This window comes from Mesorhizobium sp. M0184 (genome assembly GCF_040322215.1).
Taxonomy (GTDB): Bacteria; Pseudomonadota; Alphaproteobacteria; order Rhizobiales; family Rhizobiaceae; genus Mesorhizobium.
Genome location: NZ_JAMYSZ010000015.1, coordinates 142,229 through 157,647, shown reverse-complemented (window position 1 = coordinate 157,647; position 15,419 = coordinate 142,229). Strand labels below are relative to the sequence as shown.

The 15,419-nt window shown below is 62.7% G+C and carries 18 protein-coding genes and 2 pseudogenes; 4 read left to right on the top strand and 16 right to left on the bottom strand.

The features are described from left to right. Positions 1 to 135: 135 nt before the first annotated feature. From NKJ23_RS19905 to NKJ23_RS19855, 10 genes and pseudogenes are all read right to left on the bottom strand, one after another. On the bottom strand, positions 136 to 633 hold the full coding sequence (locus NKJ23_RS19905; protein WP_352681755.1) for a hypothetical protein: 498 nt from the start codon (positions 631 to 633) through the stop codon (positions 136 to 138). A gap of 730 nt (positions 634 to 1,363) precedes the next feature. Then, positions 1,364 to 1,660: pseudogene (locus tag NKJ23_RS19895) on the bottom strand (FAD-dependent oxidoreductase); the annotation flags it as partial. A 44-nt stretch (positions 1,661 to 1,704) separates the two neighbouring features. Then, positions 1,705 to 2,025 (bottom strand): ArsR/SmtB family transcription factor, encoded by a 321-nt coding sequence (locus NKJ23_RS19890; RefSeq protein ID WP_352496400.1) that lies wholly within the window; start codon positions 2,023 to 2,025, stop codon positions 1,705 to 1,707. Between the two features lie 70 nt (positions 2,026 to 2,095). Beyond that, positions 2,096 to 2,806, bottom strand: coding sequence for an arsenical resistance protein ArsH (arsH, locus tag NKJ23_RS19885; protein ID WP_352496401.1), 711 nt, complete (start codon positions 2,804 to 2,806; stop codon positions 2,096 to 2,098). Beyond that, entirely contained in the window at positions 2,806 to 3,861 is a 1,056-nt protein-coding gene (arsB, locus tag NKJ23_RS19880) for an ACR3 family arsenite efflux transporter (RefSeq protein ID WP_352496402.1), read from the bottom strand. The genes arsH and arsB overlap by 1 nt, the downstream gene beginning before the upstream one ends. A 9-nt stretch (positions 3,862 to 3,870) precedes the next feature. Continuing rightward, entirely contained in the window at positions 3,871 to 4,296 is a 426-nt protein-coding gene (gene arsC / locus NKJ23_RS19875) for an arsenate reductase (glutaredoxin) (RefSeq protein ID WP_352496403.1), read from the bottom strand. Positions 4,297 to 4,304: 8 nt separating this feature from the next. Next, complete coding sequence (locus tag NKJ23_RS19870) at positions 4,305 to 4,832, bottom strand: arsenate reductase ArsC (RefSeq protein ID WP_352496404.1); 528 nt, start codon at positions 4,830 to 4,832, stop codon at positions 4,305 to 4,307. Further along, entirely contained in the window at positions 4,825 to 5,196 is a 372-nt protein-coding gene (locus tag NKJ23_RS19865) for an ArsR/SmtB family transcription factor (protein ID WP_352496405.1), read from the bottom strand. The genes NKJ23_RS19870 and NKJ23_RS19865 overlap by 8 nt, the downstream gene beginning before the upstream one ends. A 60-nt stretch (positions 5,197 to 5,256) precedes the next feature. After that, entirely contained in the window at positions 5,257 to 5,973 is a 717-nt protein-coding gene (gene scpB / locus NKJ23_RS19860; RefSeq protein ID WP_352496406.1) for an SMC-Scp complex subunit ScpB, read from the bottom strand. Between the two features lie 3 nt (positions 5,974 to 5,976). Then, positions 5,977 to 6,993, bottom strand: coding sequence for a DUF1403 family protein (locus NKJ23_RS19855; protein WP_352681766.1), 1,017 nt, complete (start codon positions 6,991 to 6,993; stop codon positions 5,977 to 5,979). A gap of 127 nt (positions 6,994 to 7,120) precedes the next feature. On the opposite strand from NKJ23_RS19855, the gene NKJ23_RS19850 reads away from it, so the two are divergent. From NKJ23_RS19850 to NKJ23_RS19840, 3 genes are all read left to right on the top strand, one after another. After that, positions 7,121 to 8,215 carry a tyrosine-type recombinase/integrase gene (locus NKJ23_RS19850; protein WP_352496407.1) on the top strand — a complete coding sequence of 365 codons (1,095 nt, stop codon included), beginning with the start codon at positions 7,121 to 7,123 and terminating at the stop codon, positions 8,213 to 8,215. A 284-nt stretch (positions 8,216 to 8,499) separates the two neighbouring features. Further along, entirely contained in the window at positions 8,500 to 9,597 is a 1,098-nt protein-coding gene (locus NKJ23_RS19845; RefSeq protein WP_352496408.1) for a hypothetical protein, read from the top strand. Positions 9,598 to 9,607: 10 nt separating this feature from the next. Further along, positions 9,608 to 10,777, top strand: a complete 1,170-nt coding sequence (locus NKJ23_RS19840) for a site-specific integrase (protein ID WP_352496409.1) — start codon at positions 9,608 to 9,610, stop codon at positions 10,775 to 10,777. A gap of 10 nt (positions 10,778 to 10,787) precedes the next feature. On the opposite strand, the pseudogene NKJ23_RS34685 reads toward NKJ23_RS19840, so the two are convergent. Then, a pseudogene (locus tag NKJ23_RS34685) lies at positions 10,788 to 10,912 on the bottom strand (IS256 family transposase); the annotation flags it as partial. On the opposite strand from NKJ23_RS34685, the gene NKJ23_RS19835 reads away from it, so the two are divergent. Further along, positions 10,899 to 11,516, top strand: a complete 618-nt coding sequence (locus NKJ23_RS19835) for a hypothetical protein (protein WP_352496410.1) — start codon at positions 10,899 to 10,901, stop codon at positions 11,514 to 11,516. The pseudogene NKJ23_RS34685 and the gene NKJ23_RS19835 overlap by 14 nt on opposite strands. A 63-nt stretch (positions 11,517 to 11,579) precedes the next feature. On the opposite strand, the gene NKJ23_RS19830 is transcribed toward NKJ23_RS19835, so the two are convergent. The 5 genes from NKJ23_RS19830 to repB all read right to left on the bottom strand — a co-directional run bounded on the left by NKJ23_RS19830 (position 11,580) and on the right by repB (position 15,400). Continuing rightward, on the bottom strand, positions 11,580 to 12,098 hold the full coding sequence (locus NKJ23_RS19830) for an RES family NAD+ phosphorylase (RefSeq protein ID WP_352496411.1): 519 nt from the start codon (positions 12,096 to 12,098) through the stop codon (positions 11,580 to 11,582). Then, positions 12,095 to 12,484: an antitoxin Xre/MbcA/ParS toxin-binding domain-containing protein gene (locus NKJ23_RS19825; protein WP_352496412.1), complete on the bottom strand. Its 390-nt coding sequence runs from the start codon at positions 12,482 to 12,484 to the stop codon at positions 12,095 to 12,097. The genes NKJ23_RS19830 and NKJ23_RS19825 overlap by 4 nt, the downstream gene beginning before the upstream one ends. A 248-nt stretch (positions 12,485 to 12,732) precedes the next feature. Beyond that, the gene (locus NKJ23_RS19820) at positions 12,733 to 12,918 is read right to left on the bottom strand and encodes a hypothetical protein (protein WP_352681750.1); all 186 of its coding nucleotides are present in this window, start codon (positions 12,916 to 12,918) and stop codon (positions 12,733 to 12,735) included. A 115-nt stretch (positions 12,919 to 13,033) separates the two neighbouring features. After that, positions 13,034 to 14,239: a plasmid replication protein RepC gene (repC, locus tag NKJ23_RS19815; RefSeq protein WP_352496413.1), complete on the bottom strand. Its 1,206-nt coding sequence runs from the start codon at positions 14,237 to 14,239 to the stop codon at positions 13,034 to 13,036. A gap of 156 nt (positions 14,240 to 14,395) precedes the next feature. Beyond that, entirely contained in the window at positions 14,396 to 15,400 is a 1,005-nt protein-coding gene (gene repB / locus NKJ23_RS19810) for a plasmid partitioning protein RepB (protein ID WP_352496414.1), read from the bottom strand. Positions 15,401 to 15,419 lie beyond the last annotated feature (19 nt).

Here is a 15,419-nt window from a genome sequence, read left to right as displayed (position 1 = left end):
CACCGGCGAGCGGGCGAGACGCTCGTCGAGACGCGTCACAGCGTCTTCCGCCGCGACCAGCGGGCCGGCGATCTCGCCCCATGGGATCGTTCGTGGGATTTCACCGTCAGGTATGTTCATCGCGCACTGGCTCCGTCAGTCGATAAGCATCACGTTTTCGAGCGGCCATTGCGCGCCTGACCCCGTTGCCTCATGCGCGCGCCCAAGCTTGCGCAGAATAATGCCAACCGCGGCCCGCCACGCCAGATATTCTCCACGGTCCTCGGCGATGACGCGCACATAGTCGTGATAGGCGCGTGGGTACGCGGTCCGCAGCTCAAATCGATGCTGCGGGCACAGTGCCATGGTGGCGAAGACCTCGTCGCGGATCTTCGTTCGAACCTCGGGTTCAAACAGGTCGGGTGCGACCCGCACGATGGCGCCCGTCGCCCAGCCGAATGGCGCCAGGATGTCTCGGCATGACCAGACGATCGGCTCTGCTGCTTCCGGCACCGGTACCCTCACGGGGCCGCGACAAAACGGTGGATCGGTTTCACGGGTGGGCGCCAAGGGCACGGTCGGACTTTCCACCCGGCCTGGCCCGGGCCGATCGCGCGGGACGATCGGGTGTTGAAGCGGCATGCTGAAAATCATGTTTGTCGCTTTCACTTCCCGATTTCAATCGCGGAAGAGTCATGTGCTGTTTAGGTTTGGGCGCTACGACAGGCCCGATTTTTCGCTAACGATTTCACTGACCATTGAATTTGCCGAACCGATTGCACAACCGAAAAGCTGCTCCTGCCTCATCGCGCTCCGACGAAGCCTGGTTGGCGACGCGCCGTGTCGCTCGCGAGCTTGACAGAATTCCGACGGTCCGGAACCGCGCCGGGCGGCAATCGAGCGCGCGGCGGCCGAGCTGCGCCTTTCGACCCGCCAGGTCTACAATCTGCTGGCGCGCTATCGCATCGATCGGACGGTGACGTCGCTCTTGCCCGATGGGGATCGGACCAGGAAGAAGCGTCTTCAAGAGGCCGTCGAGGCAATCATCGCGGGGACACTGCGAGAGCAGTGGCTGGTGCTGGAGGCACCGCCACGCTCCTGTCGTCGCCGAGATACGCGCTCGATGCGAGGAGGTCGGCGCGGCTCCACCATCCTATGTCGGCTCATCCGAGAGATCGGAGGCACATGCGAGAGGCATCGCGTCGGCTTGCGGGATCGATGCCCCGCCTGCCACAGTGGGATTGCGTCCTTCGACCTTGGCGAACTTGTCCCACAGCAGCGCAACTCGGCCTTTTAAGGCTTCGGCTGGCCGGCGATTTCCGCGATTCTTCGGCGGAGCGCCACCTTCTCGACATTCGTGCGGGCGTTCCCGCCGCGCCGTCGCGGCCAGCGGTTCGAGGTACTTGGTGACGATCTCGCCGCCGGTCGGGAAGACATCGGGTTCCGGCAGGCGACAATTCTGGCGTTCGAGCAATTTCGTTGCTGCGGGGTCGACACAGTATCGCCAGGGCGTGAAAACCCGGACATGGCCCCAGTCGCGCATATTGGCGCCAACGGCATCCCCAGCTTCATAGACTTTGACAGGGATACCTCGCGCAATGAGATGCGCTGCAGCGGCCAGGCCAACGGGTCCGCCGCCAATCACGGCTACTGGGAGAGATTCCACAGCTTGCTGTATCATATTCTATCCTTCCGGGATTATCGAAATAAAAGGCAAAAAAGAGATCAGGCGGCAGCCTCTCCCTCGCTTACGGTACAGGGCGCATCGACACAGCATTCGTCCACGAGGAAACCGACAAGGTTGTCCATGGCCGGATAGTTGGCGCGGCAGATCAGCGTGGTCGCCTGACGCTCCTGCGTCACCAGGCCGGTCAGGATCAATCGGTGCAGGTGATGCGAGAGCGTCGAGGCCGCGATCCCGAGCTTCTCCTGCAGGCTGCCGACCGGGAGTCCGCTATCGCCGGCCCGCACGAGCGTCCGATAGACCTGAAGCCGCGTCGGGTTGCCAAGCGCTTCGAGCTGTTTTGCTGCTTGTTCGATGTTCATGGAAATAAGCTATCGCCAACCGGTCCGATGGTCAACGGCTATTTCGACGATTGTCGAAATAGCCGTTGCGTCAGATTGCTGAGAGCTTCACGCGCTTGGACAGCTTCTCGGCTGCTTCCTTGCGCTCGCTGTAGCGGTCGGTGAGATAGTGGGAGACGTCGCGGGTCAATAGCGTGAACTTGACCAGTTCCTCCATCACGTCGACCACGCGATCGTAGTAGGAGGACGGCTTCATCCGCCCCACCTCGTCGAACTCCTGATAGGCCTTCGGGACGGACGACTGGTTGGGGATTGTCACCATGCGCATCCAGCGGCCGAGCACCCGAAGCTGATTGACGGCATTGAAGCTCTGAGACCCGCCGGAAACCTGCATGACGGCTAGCGTCCGCCCCTGCGTCGGACGCACCGCACCGACCGAGAGCGGTATCCAGTCGATTTGTGCCTTCATCACCGCACTCATCGCGCCGTGCCGCTCCGGGCTGGTCCAGACCTGGCCCTCGGACCACAAGGATAGGTCACGCAGTTCCTGCACCTTCGGATGGTCGATCGCGGCGCCGTCCGGTAGCGGCAGGCCGTGCGGATCGAAGATGCGGGTTTCCGCGCCGAAGCGTTTGAGCAGACGTTCGGCCTCCAGCGTCAGGAACCGGCTGTAGGAGCGTTCGCGCAACGATCCATAGAGCAACAGGATACGCGGTAGATACGTCGAGGGCATCGCGTGCAGCCGGTCGATGGTTGGCACGTCAAGGCAGTCGGCGGCGACGTTGGACAGATCATCCGGCATCAACGGTGGGCCTCGGCAATCGCCACGACCTTGTCGCCGCGCTCGTACCAGCCCTTCGATCGATTCACGATCCAGACAACGATGAGCATCACCGGGACTTCGATCAGCACGCCGACGACGGTCGCGAGCGCGGCGCCTGAGTGGAAGCCGAACAGGCTCATCGCGGCGGCGACCGCCAGCTCGAAGAAGTTGGAGGCGCCGATCAGCGCCGATGGCCCGGCGACGCAATGCTGCTCCCCGGCCATGCGGTTGAGGACGTAGGCGAGGCCAGCATTGAAATAGACCTGGATCAGGATCGGCACAGCAAGGAGGCCGATGATGAAGGGCTGCGCGATAATCTGCTCGCCCTGGAAGCCGAACAGCAGCACCAAAGTCGTCAGCAATGCCGCGAGCGAGACCGGGCCGAGCCTGGAAAGCAGCCGGTCGAGCGCCGCCTGTCCTCCGGTCGCTAGCAGCCGGCGGCGTATGAGCTGCGCGATGATCACCGGAATGACGATGTAAAGCACGACCGACAGGACCAGCGTGTCCCAAGGCACGGTGATCGCGGAGAGCCCGAGCAGCAGGCCGACGATCGGCGCGAACGCCACGACCATGATGGCGTCGTTGAGCGCCACCTGGCTCAGCGTGAAATGCGGCTCGCCCTTGGTCAGGTTGGACCAGACGAACACCATGGCGGTACAAGGCGCGGCGGCGAGAATGATCAGACCGGCGATATAGCTGTCGATCTGGTCGGCCGGCAGATGCGACCGGAACAGCCAGCCAATGAAGAGCCAGCCGAGCAGTGCCATCGAGAACGGCTTGATCGCCCAGCTGATGAACAGGGTGACGCCGATGCCGCGCCAGTGCCGGCCGACCTCGCCGAGCGCTGCGAAGTCGATCTTGAGCAGCATCGGGATGACCATCAGCCAGATCAGTGCGGCAACCGGCAGGTTAACCTTGGCGATCTCGGCGGCGCCGATCGCCTGGAATGCGCCCGGCATGACGTGCCCGAGCGCGATTCCGGCAACAATGCACAAGGCGACCCAGAGCGTCAGATAGCGTTCAAATGTCGACATTGTTCTTCCTCACGTCGTCGCGACGCGGCGGCCGTGCTCGTCGATGACGCGCTCGCCATCTTCCTTGATGAACTCACCCCGCTGCGGCGGCAGCAGGTCGAGCACCTCTTCGGATGGCCGGCAGAGCTTCACGCCCTTGGGACTGACGACGATCGGTCGGTTGATCAGGACCGGATGCGCCAGCATCGCGTCGAGCAGCTGATCGTCGGGCAGGCTCTGATCGCCAAGGCCAAGGTCTGTGAAGGGCGTGCCCTTCTCGCGCAACAGCTCGCGCGCCGAGATGCCCATGCGCCCGATGAGCTGAATCAGCATTGTCCGCGACGGCGGCGTCTTCAGATATTCGATAACGTGCGGCTCAACGCCGGCATTGCGGATCAGCGCCAGTGTGTTGCGCGAGGTGCCGCAGTCGGGATTGTGATAGATGATTACATCCATGACCGACCTCACGCCGCACTGTTTCGCGGCGAGGATGCGCCTTCCGACTGCCCGATCTCCACGAGCCTGGCGCGGAGCGACGACTTGTCGAGGCTGGCCACAGGCAGAGCCGTGAAAACGGAAATCCGGTTCTTGAGAAACCGGAAAGCAGCGACGAAGGCGGCTTCCTTCCGGATATCAGGCCCTTCGACCGCTGCCGGATCTTCGACGCCCCAATGGGCGGTCATCGGCTGGCCCGGCCACACCGGGCAGGTTTCGCCGGCGGCGTTGTCGCAGACAGTGAACACGAAATCCATCACAGGTGCATCGGCGCTCGCGAACTCCTCCCAGTTCTTCGAGCGGAATCCCTCGGCCGGGTAGTCGAAGCTGGCGAGCACCTTCAACGCGAACGGATTGACAGCTCCCTTTGGTTGGCTGCCGGCGGAGAAGGCGCGGAAGCGGCCGCCGCCGTCCTTGGTCAGAATGCTCTCGGCCAGGATCGAGCGCGCCGAATTGCCGGTGCAGAGGAAGAGAACATTGTAGATGCGGTCAGCCATGAGCGGGCTCCTTGGTGGCTCCATTTCGCGGGGTGCAGCAAGGTGAGAGATCGGCGATCAGCGGCGTACAGATCTCCGGCCGTCCGCCGCAGCAATCCTTGACGAGATAGCCTGCAAGCTCCCGTACGGCGTCGAGCTTCGCCCGGTAAATGATCGACCGGCTCTGCCGCTCGGCTTCGATCAGCCCGGCACGGGACAGGATCGCCAGGTGTGTCGACATGGTATTGTGCGGCACGGCCATATGGCGAGCGATGTCCCCGGCCGGCAGTCCGTCGGGCTCGTGTTCGATCAGCAGCCGGAACACGTCGAGGCGTGTGGGCTGGGCGAGTGCCGCGAAGGCGAGGATGGCTTGTTCTGATTCCATCTGTCGAGACTAATCGACATATTCGGTAGAGTCCAGAGGCCGAAGGATCACAGGGCGCGGCTAATCCTCGATCTCGACGGTTTCCCTCTGGAGGTCGGAAAAGTCGGGCATAATGCCCCCCGCGAGCAGCTTCTCCTTCGAGAGCAGGCCCGCGTCCTCGAGCGCCTCGAAGTCGGGCAGGTCGCGCAGCGTGTCGAGCCCGAATTCCAGCAGGAACTCTTTGGTCGTGACGTAGGTATAAGGTGCGCCTGGCTGCGGCGCGCGCGGGCCGGATGCGATCAACCCGAAGGAGCGAAGATTGCCGACCAGGTCGCGGCTGATCTCCTTGCCGAAGAAGCTGGACAGCTCGGCGCGGGTGATCGGCTGGAAGTAGGCGATGCACATCAGCACCAGCACTTCGGACTGCGTCAAGTCGACCGCCTTATCGCCTCCACCAACCGCGGCGCGGATGGCGTCGGCATAAGCCGGCCGGGTCAGGTGCTTCCAGCCGCCGGCCACCGAGACCAGGTCGTAAGGTCGACCGCGCAGTTCCTCGCGGATGTCGTCGATCAACAGGTCGATGCTGCAGCTTTTGCCGACGACGCGGGCGAGCGTCTCGCGGTCGACCGGCTCGCTGGCGGCGAAGATGGTCGCCTCGACGCGGTTCATCCATTCGCGCCAGCGAACCTCCGGCGGCAGATGATCCAATTCCCGATCAAACAAATGGTCATTTGACCGGCCCTCGCCTGATCGATGGTCATCTGAGCGGCCTCGCCTCTTGCGCGGTGCTTCAGCCATTTCCTAAAGCCCGTAAATGCGGAAAGTGGTGCGGCCCGACAACTCACGAACGGCGCCGAGTTCGACCAGCCGGTCAAACAGCCGGCGCAGCCCACGGTCACTCATGCCTGCGATCTTTTCCGAGGCAACGATCGCATCGTCGGACAAGAGCTTGTTGACAACAGCGTCCGCCGCCTTGGCCCGGAGTTTCGGCGCGACCGCAAGCAGTTTTTCCGCACGGCGCTCGAGTTCCGTAAAAAGATCGATCGCGCGCACCGCGGCGCGCGCCTGCGCGGCGAGCAGACCTTTCGCACGCTCTGGATCTGTCTCAATGCTTGTGGCCACGGAGCTGGCTGCCGATCGACGCGGGCGGGCGCTTGTGCCCAAGGCCGCTTCGCCGCCGAGCAGCGGCACCGCATGGTGCCACCCCAGCCGCTGTGCGAGCAGTGCGTCCGCGAGCCAGAATCCGACGCCACGCGCGAGCCCCCGGCGCTCGGCGAGCGCAAATGCCCCGGTCAGCATCCCGACCGGTCCTTCACCGGCGGCGAGCGGCCGCAGGTCATCGGCCAGATCGCTCGCAGCCTCGTCGTCTCGGGCGTGGCCGAGATCCTCCAGAACCCTGGCGATGCTCGCCTTCGTCAGCAGCCCCTCAGCCGGCCGGGCCGCCAGGCTGCGCCAGGCCAAAAACATCCTGCCGGCTGGCCCGGCATTGTCGCCCGGTCGTGTGAGCAGCACGGCGTCGCGCAGCGCGGCCTCGTCCTCGGTGCGACCCGCCTGGCGCGCCGTCGCCGCGGCCGCGCCGAGTGCGAGGCGCTGCCGCCAGGCGCCGGCCCATCGTTCTTCCCGGCGCGCAAGCGCATCGAGCGCTCCAATGGCTGCCCCGGCGACGATCGCAATGTCCTCGAAGCCTTTTGCGGCAAGGCTTTGCGCATCAGGGATCGCCCGGCGTAGCCAGGCCGGAACGGGGCCCACGGGCGCGAGCAGCTGGGAGGCGAGCGGCTGAGCATGAAGGAAAGGAGACGGTTTGGGTCGAAGAATCATCCCCGACAAGGTGAATCAGCGCGGCGCTTTTTGCAAGTCTTTACGCCCACAACCGCCGCGCCTGTCGCAACGCTTTTATGTCCGGTAAGCTTGCCTTATCGGACGTATGGCGGTAGCCTGCCAAATCATGGAAAATGCCCCGGCCAATGCCACCGAAAACGATCTCTCGGACGCCGACGATCTTGACGGCGATCTGCCCGACATCGTCGATCTGGTCATGGAAATGGGCTCATCGCCGGCGCGGCTGGAAGCCCTCGTCGAGACCGCGACGGCCTACGCAAAGGCCGCCAGTTCCGAAAACACGCGGGACGCCTACGCCAAGGATTGGCGGCATTTCACCTCCTGGTGTCGCCGGGAAGGATTCGATCCGCTACCGCCCTCCAGCCAGGTCATCGGTCTCTACATCGGTGCCTGCGCTGCCGGCGATCCGAAACGCGGCCTGCCATCGCTCTCCGTCGCGACGATCGAGCGCCGCCTATCCGGTCTCGCCTGGAACTTCACCCAGCGTGGCCAGCCGATGGATCGAGCGGATCGCCACATCGCCACCGTACTCGCCGGCATTCGCCGCCAGCACGCAAAGCCGCCGCGGCAGAAGGAAGCCGTGCTTGGCGACGACATCAAGGCGATGGTCAACACGCTTGGCCATGATCTGCGGGGCTTGCGTGACCGGGCGATCCTGTTGCTCGGCTTTGCCGGCGGCCTTCGGCGCTCCGAAATCGTCGGTCTGGACGTCGTGCGCGACGACCGCAGTGACGGCGCCGGCTGGATCGAGATTTTTGACGGCAAAGGCGTGCTGGTCACCCTGCGCGGCAAGACGGGATGGCGCGAGGTCGAGGTCGGTTTAGGAGCATCCGACCAGACCTGCCCGGCCGCCGCGCTCGAGAGCTGGATCCGCTTCGGTCGCATCGCGCGGGGTCCGCTCTTCCGGCGCATCTTCAAGGACAACAAGACCGTCGACACCGAGCGGCTTTCCGACAAGCATGTCGCGCGCCTGGTCAAGCAGACCACCCTTGCCGCCGGCGTCCGTTCCGATCTTCCGGAAGGCGAACGCGAGTTGCTGTTCTCGGGCCATTCCCTTCGTGCCGGCCTAGCGTCATCGGCCGACATCGAGGAGCGATATGTGCAAAAGCATCTCGGCCACGCCTCGGCCGAGATGACACGCAAATATCAACGGAGGCGAGACAGATTCCGCACCAACCTGACCAAGGCGTCGGGCCTCTGAGAAAGCCCCTCCCCTCCCCCGTTTCAGGCCGCCATGTAGAGATCCCGGAGAGCAGGATTTTCAGCTTAGCGTTTCAATTGAAATCGGGAAGTAAAACCGACATAGGTTGACTTGCAGGGGATTTTCTCTGGCGGCCTTTTCACTATCGATAATTATCTCTTATCGATAGTGATTGTTTTTGACCCGCAAATCAGCCAGAATCGTGCAGATGACCCGCCGGCGTCGTACGGTCGGCGTTCTGGGCGGCCTTTTCTGGCCAATAGACCAATAGAGAAGCACCCGGCGTGCCCGAGCAAAAAACCGTCCGCCTGCCCGATCCCGCTTCCGTCGAAACCGTGCTCGCAGCTCTGCAGCCGCAGTCGGCCGACGCCGAGCTCGCCCAGGCCCTCAACAAGGCTTTTCCGGGCTTCGCCTTCACCGTCGCGAGGATCGACGACCCCTACTGGTGCAACCCTCATGCTGTCGTCGCTGCCGACGGCACGCGCCTCGGCGACCATCGCGCCTGGGTCGAGCGCGCGCTGGCCGATGTCGGCGGCGACCTCACCGCCTTCTGGAATGGGCATCGCGAGAGCGGCGAAAAATTCACCGAATGGCGCGGCACCAGCGCCTTCGCCTTTGCGCCGACCGGGCCGGGCGCGGCAGACTTCGTCCAGCTCTCGCTCGGCCGCGAGATCGAGTTCCTGGTCGGCCCGGTGGTCGATCGCGACTACCGCCCCAACAGTGCCGACCATCTGTTCGAGCCGACCTGGGTTACTCGCGAGTCCGCGGTTGCGGCGCGGCAGCTCGCCGGACCGGTCTATCGGCTGCGCGGTCGCACCGGCGGCGGCATCGTCCACATGCGGAGTTTCTTGGCGCGCCGGGCCCGCATCGAACGCGAGCAGCGCGAGGCAACCCGGCCCGAACTCGAAAGCCGCGTCATCCACGAGGTCGGCTCCGAGGGTGTCAGGGACATTCCGTTCCTGGACGCCAACCCGGACTGGTTCGATTTTTTTCCGCGCGAAAACCGCTTTTTTGCCGACTGGGCGCGATCGAGTGCCGCAAGCGTACTCATCTTTGACCACTGGGCCTTCGACATCCACGATTTTGAGGGTCCCGGCCAAAAACGCGAGATCGGGTTTATCCCGCGGCCGCTGCAGATGCCGGCCGAGCGGCTGCTCGCCGGCGAGAATGTATCCGTACATCGGCTGATGGAACGCATCGAGGCAATCGATGAAGAAATCGGCCTGGCCTTCGCCTGGTTTTTTCTGATGACCCACGGCCACTGGGTCGATCCGGATGTCGGCCACATCATCGCCGACGGCCTGCGCGCCGGGCGCGTGCGCCTGCCAGACCACGATGCCGCCGTGCTGCTCGCCTGGGCCGACCGAAAATATCTGTTCTGAGGCCGGCATCATGGACCTTCGCCTGCCAAAGCCCGCATCCGACCAGAAACTGCGCCGCGCCGAAGCGTTGGACGCGCTGGAGTCCGTGCTGCCGTTCGACCGCCGCGATTTTCTGGCCGAAATCCTCACCGACGACGACGTCGCGACGTTGCGCCATCTCGCCAGGGAAGGCATCGGCGAGAATTCGCTGCGGGCGCTGGCCTCGGACCTAGGCTACCTCGAAGCCTGGTCGCTTGCCGCCACCGGTTTTCCGCTCCCCTGGCCGGCGCCCGAGGCGCTGCTGATCAAATTCGTCGCCCATCATCTCTGGGATTTTTCGAAACGGGAGACGAATCCGGCGCACGGCATGCCCGCCGAAGTCGCGATAACGCTGAAAGCTGAAGGGCTTCTGCGCAGCGACGGCCCGCACGCGCCCGCTACCGTGCGCCGGCGGCTGTCGAGCTGGTCGACGCTGACCAAATGGCGCGGTTTGCGCGGCAAATTCAACGCGCCGGGGCTGCACAGCGCGACAAAACTGGCGGTGCGCGCCAGCGCCCGCCCGCGCGGCCGCAAGAGCAAGAAGGCGGTGACCGCCGATATTTTGACCGCCCTCCTGAAAGCCTGCGCCGGCGACCGTCTCGTCGACGTGCGCGACCGCGCCCTGCTCATCACCGCCTTCGCCTCAGGCGGCCGCCGCCGCAGCGAGATTTCGTCCCTGCGTGTCGAGCAGTTCGTCGAGGAAGAGCCTGTGCCGGCCGACCCCAAGGATCCAGACGGGCCAAAACTGCCCTGCCTAAAAATCCGGCTCGGCCGCACCAAGACGACACAGGCCGATGGGAATGCTTTCGTGCTGCTCGTCGGCCGCCCGGTGCTGGCCCTGAAACACTGGCTCGAGCGGGCCGGCATCAGCGAGGGCGCCGTGTTTCGCGGCATCGATCGCTGGGGCAACCTCGAAAAACGCGCCCTCACCCCGCAGGCCGTCAACCTGATTCTGAAACGTCGCGTTGCCGAGGCTGGCCTCGACCCGGCGGCGTTTTCCGCCCACGGCCTGCGCTCCGGCTATCTCACCGAAACCGCCCGCCGCGGCATTCCGCTGCCCGAAGCCATGCAGCAGTCACAGCATCGCTCTGTGCAGCAGGCGTCGAACTACTACAACGAGGCCGAACGCACGCTCGGAAGGGCAGCAAGACTCATCGTTTAGAACCCGGACCCCCGGTTGCGGCGCCGTCCACCATCGCCATCCGCCGCTCGCGGCAAAGCTCATCATCGCGCGCAAAAGATCAGCGTCAGGGGTCTTCACCACGAGCGTGCGCCGGTTCATCATGTCGTCGGTCATCGGTGGGTCCTTCGAACATCGATGCCGCCGCTACGCCGCTCGCTACGGCGCTGTTGAGAGCGCGCTCGCGAGCGACTTCGTCACCGCCGGGTACACCATGCGGCGGGGCACGATCGAGAACAGCTCGTGGTACCGACCTCTGATGCGTTGGCTCCACGCCATCTATATGGGACGCCGAACGACAATGCCCGTCAGCTTCAAAGACATACTGTTAGCTTTCGAATTCGTCAGTTCTGGGGGCACGGGAGAACATCAGGCCTTTCTGTGCAAGCAGTCAGGCACGCTCTACTGGCATTCCGAATTCACGGGTGATTTGGACGAATTGCCGGATGATATCGACGTCAGCGACAAATACGCCCAAATACCTGACAAGAAAGAACTCGACCTGGGCAAGCCGCTCGTACTGGACTTCGCCCGCCAATTTCTGCCTGACAACGTCGGTGACGTTCAAGAAATCTTCAGCAAAAGAGGCGCGTACGCAAGATTCAAGGATCTGTTGCAGCGAAGGGGTGCACTCGATCGGTGGTACGCTTTCGAAGCGAATGCGGAAGAAAGAGCGTTGCGGATGTGGTGCGATCACAATTCGATCGAGGTCGGTGACTGATATCGCCCCGAAAGCGTCGCGCGCCACCAGCAGCCGAAAACGTCCCTGCCCTTCGCGGATGCTTCATCGCCAGGACAGCTGGTCCTTTGGCAGCCGGCCGCTCGGGTCGAATACAGTTACCTTGTGCGGAAGATGCGGACCCCAGTCCCAAAGCACCAGGTTGCGATCCTCGGTCTCGGCACCGGGAGCAAAACTCGGAACCAGAATGCCGGCAATGCCTTGAGGCCGCAGTCGGTCATAGATCGACCATGACGCTGGGCGATTTCCATCGCTGAGAGCCGTCGCCCAGGCGCAGGCCATGTCCTCGAACGTGACGGAGAATTCTCCCCTCGTCTGCTCTGTCGTCAGGTCCGCAATGTCGTCGCAATCGACTTCGTAGGAGCATAGCACGCAAGGGTCGATCCGATGCGCGAAACCCTGGTTGGCTTCCTTGACCGCTGTCATGACGGTCAGCGCCAGATAGAGCGCCGGCACACTCTTGGGATTGAAGCGCGCACCTCTGCTCGCCGCTCCATCACCGGAAGTCGGCTTGAAAGCCCAACGTGGATCGTGCGCCCTGTAGCAGGTTCCAGCAAACCTCAAGCAAAGCCGCCAACGGCCATGTGGTCGAGATAATCACGGACCGCAGCGGCCTTGCCCTCCTTCACAAGCGCTTCGGCGGTGCGTCCGCCGAATGCCGGAAGCGGCTGGGCTCGATACCAAGCCATCGCCTGTTCCTTGCCGCCCGCCCAATCCGCCACCCGACTGATGATCTCGAGCATTTCACGCAGGCGTCCCTGTGTCTTTACCGTCCGGCTGCGCTCAGACCGGTAGAGGGTCTCGCGAGCAAGACCGGCGGTCTGGGCCAACTGGCCCTTGGACATGCCAAAACCATCCGCGACCTGCTCGATTGCGATCTTCCCGCTCCGGTCCATATAGGACAAGACGAGAGGTTCGTTCTGCACGGGAATCTTGAGTGCCTGGCTCATAGGATCACTCCACCATATAAACAGCCACGTTTCTTGTGCAAAAAATATGGCATTTTTCGATAGTTTTCAAGTCCAGAAATCGAACCCGCTTGAGCGCCTGCAAGCGGATACCAAGGGGGAGCTGCTCAATGGTCCGCTTCGTCAGTTGAGAACCTGCTCCATCGAGCCCTAAGGCTTGGTCTCGTCGCAGAACCAGTCATCTCGTGACCTAGATCCGAGAGACTTCATCGCCGCCGCAGGGACCGCCGTCAGTTTATAGTCCGCGGCTGACGCTCAACATCTCCGAGCCGCTTGTACGCCACCCAGGCATCCGCAGGGACGGCGCTGCCGGCCCGCGCCAGCCAAGCCGCGCGATCGGCCTCGGTAAGTGAGTTCCACCACACCATCCCGGCGGTTTCATCGGGCGTGGGTTCCCGGTCGTGCTCGTTTCTCATGTCCTCGATCCTCGCATAGGGCTTTCTTGCCGCCAAGCGCTGCAGCCACGATCCACGCCCTATCGCGCGGATCAAACCCTGAGCCCTCGCTCGGCAAATCCCGGTACCCACACACTCATCCGGTCATCCGCGCCGTTGCCCCGTTGGCCTTCAGCGCCGCCATCAGCATCGGTCCGACCGAAAACTGCCCCGCCCGCGCCTTTTCGGTCAGCACCCGCAGATAGCCGCCTGCGGAGTTGATGTGCTGTGCCCTTTGCACAATGCAGGCAATCACCATTGCGGCGACCTCCTGGCCCATCACATGGCAGGCTTCCTCATATGCTGACGGCGAAACGCCAAGGTAGCCTCGCACCTGGGCCGCGGTGATCATCAAATCGCGCCAGTTGCCGATCCCGTCGACGGCGTAATCCGAAAATTCCGGGCAGGCCTTCAGCACAAGCCCTAGCGGATAGGTTTTCGGGGGCTCTGCGGTCCTCGTCCTTGGCTCGGCCGTCGACCCGCTTTTCTCTAAAGCCGGTTCAAATTCAAAAATAGAGTCGGTATTTGAATCAGATTGCTGCCGCTCATTTTGGTAGTCATTGCCGCTCGGATTCGTGGATTTCATGTGAACTTCCAGCAGCTTATCCACTTCGTCATGCAATGCGGCCAGATCGCCCACGATCGGCTCGAGCTCGACAACGGAAGCTCGGCGCGGAATTGCCTCCACAACGGCGCGGAAACGCTTCCACAGGCCTCCCCAGTCGCCTGGCACATCTTCCTCAACCGCCGCCTCGACCAACTTCTGGATATCCCGGCGGTGCAAAGTGATCCGCTCACGCATAAGCCTGAGCGCCCTGTTGTGGGCGCGAACACGCTCAGCCGCCGCCTCGAACTCGTGAGCACGGGCCAGCAGCGGCGCCAGTGAGAAGCCAAATGCTTCCTCGATCTCCCCTCCCCGGCCCTTGCGCGCATAACGCTTGCCGTTCGGGCTGTCCCGACGGACGATCAGCCCGCAGTCCACAAGGGCTGCCAGGTGCCGTCTGACTGTGGGTTCGGGCATCCCATGAGCTCTAAGGGACAGCTGTGCGTTCGAGGGAAACACGATGAGGCCGTTTTCCTCACTCAGCTCGCTGTCAGGATAGAATGATAGCAGCGCATTCAGGACGGCCAGGGCGCGATCGCCAATGCCGACGATGCTTTTGCCCTCGCAGAGGTCGCGGTAGATCTGCCATTTGTCGACGACCCTGCCCTTGGGGATCTCACGTGAATCGTTTTGCGCTGCCAATATGGCAAGCGACATCGGCCGCCGCCCAAAGGGCGTCGTTGCAATACCAGTTTCCATTTCTTCCTTCGCCTTCAATTAGGCAAAAGAAATTTGCTCGCCGAATCGACGCCTAGACTCTTGACAGTGATTCGCGAAAATGTGATTCTCAGCTTGCTTAAGGATGAGAAGGGCTTCCGCGACGGTGACGTTCGGGGGCCTTTTTCTTTTGCGGGTTTAGTCTCCTGTTGCCTCTTCTTTCGACGTTCTGAATGCCTCGTAAAGGCTGTCCAGGTTCTCCGAAATGTATTCGCCGAACTCGGCCGCGTCTTTCGCTTTCAGCGCCAGACTGAAGGCCTTTCCATTGTTTCTAATCGTCGCGGCGACCGATTTGTCAGCCGGTGCCCAGGTTCTGTCGTTTCGCGGAGCTAGCCCTTTCCTGATTGCCTTATTGGATTTCGCTCCATTCAGAAAATCAAAGAGCAGGTTGAAACGCTCGTCAGAATCCGCAGCCGCGAAATCTTCACTGGCCACATAGCTCTTGGCAATTGGCGTGTTCTTGGGGTTCTCGACGAGTTTCCGAAGATCCAACCACCGGTCGCGTCCAATCCCTTTGGCCGGCCCAATCGCATCAATGACGACCGCGGGGATAGCTTTCGGAATCGTCAGCATCTTAGAGAGGGTCTGGTAGTCGACCGACAGAGCAGATTGGATGGTTTCGCGGCTGAAACCAAGCCCGTCCAGTTGCTGGGCGAACAGAACACGCTCGATAAACGTAAGATTGGCGCGGGCGGAGTTTTCCTGCCCCTGTGCGACAACGTGGTCGATGTCTGCCAGCGTCTTCACCACGGCGCGGACAGGCCTCCCGAGTTGTTTGGCAACTCTCACCCGTCGGTGTCCGAAAACGGCCATGTAGCGGCCTTCGGTGCTGGGATGGGGTCTTACAAGGATTGGGGTATCCTGTCCCCTCTCCCTCACTGCCTCCAGCAGTTCGTGGTATGCGTCGTCCTGATCAACGCTCATGCGGTCGGGCACAAATGACCTGTCGACAAGGTCGGGATCAAGTTCAATAACCGTTTCGCCTTCGGCGAGTTTGGAGGCCTGCCTGGCCAATTCATCGATCGACGATGAGATGGACCTCGCCGCTCCGAATTTGCGAAACCCGGAAGCTGGCTCGCCATCTTCTGCCGTTTCGGGCGCGGATTCCCGCATCAAATTGTCGAAAACGTTCTTTCTTGCCATTTCAGCGTCCCGAAATTTG

Coding starts and splice junctions, on each gene's coding strand:
- NKJ23_RS19825 (WP_352496412.1), bottom strand. CDS start 12,484: ATGAGCCAGGCACTCAAGATTCCCGTGCAGAACGAACCTCTCGTCTTG.
- repC (WP_352496413.1), bottom strand. CDS start 14,239: ATGGAAACTGGTATTGCAACGACGCCCTTTGGGCGGCGGCCGATGTCG.
- NKJ23_RS19850 (WP_352496407.1), top strand. CDS start 7,121: ATGGAAAATGCCCCGGCCAATGCCACCGAAAACGATCTCTCGGACGCC.
- arsC (WP_352496403.1), bottom strand. CDS start 4,296: ATGGATGTAATCATCTATCACAATCCCGACTGCGGCACCTCGCGCAAC.
- NKJ23_RS19905 (WP_352681755.1), bottom strand. CDS start 633: ATGATTTTCAGCATGCCGCTTCAACACCCGATCGTCCCGCGCGATCGG.
- NKJ23_RS19855 (WP_352681766.1), bottom strand. CDS start 6,993: ATGATTCTTCGACCCAAACCGTCTCCTTTCCTTCATGCTCAGCCGCTC.
- NKJ23_RS19865 (WP_352496405.1), bottom strand. CDS start 5,196: ATGGAATCAGAACAAGCCATCCTCGCCTTCGCGGCACTCGCCCAGCCC.
- NKJ23_RS19835 (WP_352496410.1), top strand. CDS start 10,899: ATGTCGTCGGTCATCGGTGGGTCCTTCGAACATCGATGCCGCCGCTAC.
- NKJ23_RS19890 (WP_352496400.1), bottom strand. CDS start 2,025: ATGAACATCGAACAAGCAGCAAAACAGCTCGAAGCGCTTGGCAACCCG.
- arsH (WP_352496401.1), bottom strand. CDS start 2,806: ATGCCGGATGATCTGTCCAACGTCGCCGCCGACTGCCTTGACGTGCCA.
- NKJ23_RS19820 (WP_352681750.1), bottom strand. CDS start 12,918: ATGAGAAACGAGCACGACCGGGAACCCACGCCCGATGAAACCGCCGGG.
- scpB (WP_352496406.1), bottom strand. CDS start 5,973: ATGGCTGAAGCACCGCGCAAGAGGCGAGGCCGCTCAGATGACCATCGA.
- arsB (WP_352496402.1), bottom strand. CDS start 3,861: ATGTCGACATTTGAACGCTATCTGACGCTCTGGGTCGCCTTGTGCATT.
- NKJ23_RS19840 (WP_352496409.1), top strand. CDS start 9,608: ATGGACCTTCGCCTGCCAAAGCCCGCATCCGACCAGAAACTGCGCCGC.
- NKJ23_RS19870 (WP_352496404.1), bottom strand. CDS start 4,832: ATGGCTGACCGCATCTACAATGTTCTCTTCCTCTGCACCGGCAATTCG.
- repB (WP_352496414.1), bottom strand. CDS start 15,400: ATGGCAAGAAAGAACGTTTTCGACAATTTGATGCGGGAATCCGCGCCC.